This is a genomic window from Thioalkalivibrio sp. ALE11, from assembly GCF_000381205.1.
GTDB lineage: Bacteria > Pseudomonadota > Gammaproteobacteria > Ectothiorhodospirales > Ectothiorhodospiraceae > Thioalkalivibrio.
This window is the reverse complement of record NZ_KB906206.1, coordinates 1-3,632: the sequence shown is the minus strand read 5'-3', so window position 1 is coordinate 3,632 and position 3,632 is coordinate 1. Positions and strand designations below refer to the sequence as shown.

Annotated in this window: 2 protein-coding genes; both read right to left on the bottom strand. The window is 59.4% G+C overall.

Features of this window, described 5'->3' with window-relative positions:
- Positions 1–199: 199 nt before the first annotated feature.
- Complete coding sequence (locus F620_RS0114055) at positions 200–2,728, bottom strand: IPTL-CTERM sorting domain-containing protein (RefSeq protein ID WP_019571081.1); 2,529 nt, start codon at positions 2,726–2,728, stop codon at positions 200–202.
- Positions 2,729–3,240: 512 nt separating this feature from the next.
- Positions 3,241–3,537, bottom strand: coding sequence for a hypothetical protein (locus F620_RS0114050; protein ID WP_019571080.1), 297 nt, complete (start codon positions 3,535–3,537; stop codon positions 3,241–3,243).
- Between the last annotated feature and the right edge of the window lie 95 nt (positions 3,538–3,632).

Here is a 3,632-nt window from a genome sequence, read left to right as displayed (position 1 = left end):
CCGTTCGCTCATCGGGCACAATACTCATCCACTCCCGGGCATGAAACAGGGGTGCCTTCTCTCGCGGTATGCAATCAGGCGAGACCTGACACCTATTCGCAAAACTAATTCCACACAAACCCACACCTCTCAACATGAAACAAGCCCACCGAAGTAGCACAACTCCGGCGGGCTTCCTCGTTCATTTACGTCTGTAGAGTTATGCACCCATCCCGTTAATGCGCCGACGCATCAGCAGCAAACCGATCAAAGTCAGCAGACCACTCATGATAAGCACGCCCCAGCTTGAAAGAGTCGGAATGCTCCTCGGCTCCGCCTCGGGGCCCATCTCACGCAAACCGGGGCCACTCGGGTCAGCAATTGCGCCCTCCGTCGGATCCGCGTCGAAAGGACCACCATCCACGATCGTGAATGTTGCGGTGTTTCCGGACAGGAGGGCGTCGTCCATCACCAGCCACTCACCATCCAGATACTTCCAGTACACCATATCTTCAACACTCCCGGAGAAGGTCACCTCAAGCGTCACGCGGTCACTTTCACAGTTAACCATGCTGAAGTCGACCATACCGAAGGGCATGCTGTAACCTTCCGGGCCACCGTCGGGTGCGGCTACCGGGCGTGCTTCATTCACGTCACATTGGCCCTCGGCGATATTCATCGTCACACCACTGCCCTCCTCCGGGACGCCATTGCCGTTGGGGTCTTCCGGCATCTCCGCCGCCGCCCCTGGGGCAGAGCAGGATGCCGTTTCGCCTCCGCCAGAACCCTCGCAGATCCAGCTATGACCACCACTCTCACTGAGCACCGAGCTGACGTCTCCAGAGGCACACAGATTCGTTGACGGCGCAAACAGCGATTCCTGGCCATCAGCACTTCCGCAGGCACCTTCAACAAACGTGGCACAACTAACGGAAAGGCTGGTCACATCCTCAGAGCCAATCGTACCACTGCCATCGCTGATCGAGCAGTTCCGGTCTGCAGCACTGGGTTGGTTCGCCACCGTGGCCGAGTAGCTCTCCCCCGAAAGGAAAAGGCTGGAGAAACCAAACTCACCATCACTGCTGACGGTAAGCTCCTCACCATCAAGCGTCAATGTTACGGATTCCCCAGCATCGAGACCCGCTACCGAACCTCCAACGGTGTAAGCAACCCCGCACTCCACCTCTACGCCACTGGCATCGCTGCCATTGATAAAGCCGGCACCGTTACTAACATCGCAACGCTGCTGCGGCTCAGTGGGCTGCTGCGCCACGGTTATGTCGTAGTTGAACAGGTCCGGCGAAATAAACTCGAAGGGCCCGTCTTCATTGATCTCCAGAAGGTCATCCCCAGCTTCAGTTCGCTGCAGCTCGAGGCCGGTACCACTGAGCCCAGACACGTTGCCGCTGATAGTGTACTGCGGGTCTGCGGCCACATCCTCCGTATCCGCGATATTGAATTCCGCAGTGCAGGCCTCGGTGATCTCGCCCGTCGTGTAAGTATTGTCCTCCCATGTGCCTTCCGGGCAGTCACCGCCGACAGCAAGCTGACGAAAGAATCCTGGCTCGGGCACGACGGTGAAAACGCCAGTGTCGCCCTCCTCGACGCCCCGAATGGCAGGGACAACCACACCTTCGTCATCTGTCGTCCCGGTGACTGCATTCAGGAAATTGTCAGATGCCTGTTCGAAGCTTTGAATGCTGCCTTCCGAACGACCGCCCTCATTCACGGCGATGGCCCGGTAATAGTAGGTCTCACCGGCGTCCAAATCGGTCTGTTCACCCGCGAAGGACAGGTTCTCCAGTTCCCCGGTGACGTTGGCCGGAGTGGAGGGCACCAACTCCCCATCGGAGAGGTCCGGTTGCTGCCCGATTTCGAAGTACAGTGTTGTGACGTCTTCGGGGCCTGCGGCACCGGTGGACGTCAGTTGCCCTTCAACGATCGAAGTCGTTGGATCGATGGAAAACGCATCGCCGGTACCAACATCCGGATCGAATTCTGCCGGCACGACGTCGGTCTCGTAACGCAAACCGACCAAGATTCTGACAGGGTCCGTGTCGGCGCTCCCGCCAGATGTGCCGTGAGTGGTGTTCTCCAGTTGGGACCCATCGCCTTGCGTGCCGTCGTGATAATACTGGAGCTGGCCTCTAGGAAACCATTCATCGATGATGGCACTGCCGATTTCCAGATTCTCGAAATCCAGGAAGTCGGTGTTGAAGTGGCAACCGCTCCCACTGTTACCCTCATCCTGGCCCTGACCGATAAAGTAATACTGGTCGGGTTGCAGGGTGATGGGGGCGTCGAAATCCAGATACTCGGGCGTATCGGCTTCAAATAGCGTCCAGTTGACGTTCGCAAGCAGGTCGCCGATCTCATATGCCGGACTGTTGCTGTCCTCCGGGTCAGTGATGAGATCGGCCTCGAGAATAGCCCCGGAGAATGCATTGCAGTTGGGCCCGGATCCCCCCCACATGCCCACTACATCGACTTCGCGGCTTGGCTTGAAGACATAACCGCGCCACCAGAAGTTGTCGTTACCCGTACCGGTCGCGTAGTTTTGAACACGGAAATCACCCAGTCCGTCCGGTGGGGTATCGGCTTGCGCCGGTACAGCCATCGTGCACAACCCGGCCAGCAGCACCGCCGCCGAAAAGATGCCCCCTCGTCCTGCCCCGGGTCCCGTTACAGAAATCCGCCCGCCATGTTCCCTGAATGCCTGAAACATCCGCAGGCGCATGCCCAGGGTCATAAAGGTGATCGGATTTCGGTATTGCCCGGGCGCATTTGATGCGGGCGGAGTGAATGACGAACGCATAACTTTCCCCTGGTTACAAATGAAATATCCGCTATCGGACCAGACACGGCCAGGGTGCGATCTGCGTTAGAACCGTGGTTCGCCACCAGAAGACAAGCCCCGTGAGTTGTCTGTTCGACAATAACGGACCGCAGGGGACCGCTCGGCTCCGTCGCCTCAAAACGATCGGCACTACCTCGTCGCTTTCGGCGGGACGGGAGGCGACCATGGCTTGACACTGGGGCGACTACTCTCCCCGGAGCCCTGCCATTTTCCCCGGCGTACGTCGCCCCCGGATGCCCCCTACAATTGGTATCCATTATTGTCTTTACGGCTTTTACTCGATCGACGGGCTGGTTGTCAAATGCAGCACACACTACGACGATAGCAGTCCCAATGACTGCGCACCCCTGGGGCACGGCCGACATTGCCCGCAGGCCCGGTCGTAAAGCTCACTCCGCACATCGTCACTCACGCGCCGTTCCCCACTTCTTGCACAAACCCTTGATGAGATGGGCCACAAGGCCCAGCGATGCTCTTACGCGGCCCAGCCCCGCCTCGGTCCGCAGCAGCCGCCAGCTATACCGGGTCGCTCGCAGCTTGTTCTGCGTCATCGAACCCGGATGCAGCCGCAACGCCGCCAACGGTTCCTGCACCCCCACGCCGCGGCCTCCCCCACGCAAAACCCGGAGCCACAGCCCCCAGTCCTGGCGTTGCCGGATATCGGGCATCAATAGGCGTCCCACCCGTTCGGTGTCGTACACGGGTAAGCGTCCGGGCAACCCCGGGACTGCGGCTTACAGGTTCGGAGTCGGGATTTTGAGATCGTCCGGGGTGAGGCGGTGCGGCAGGAGGGCCT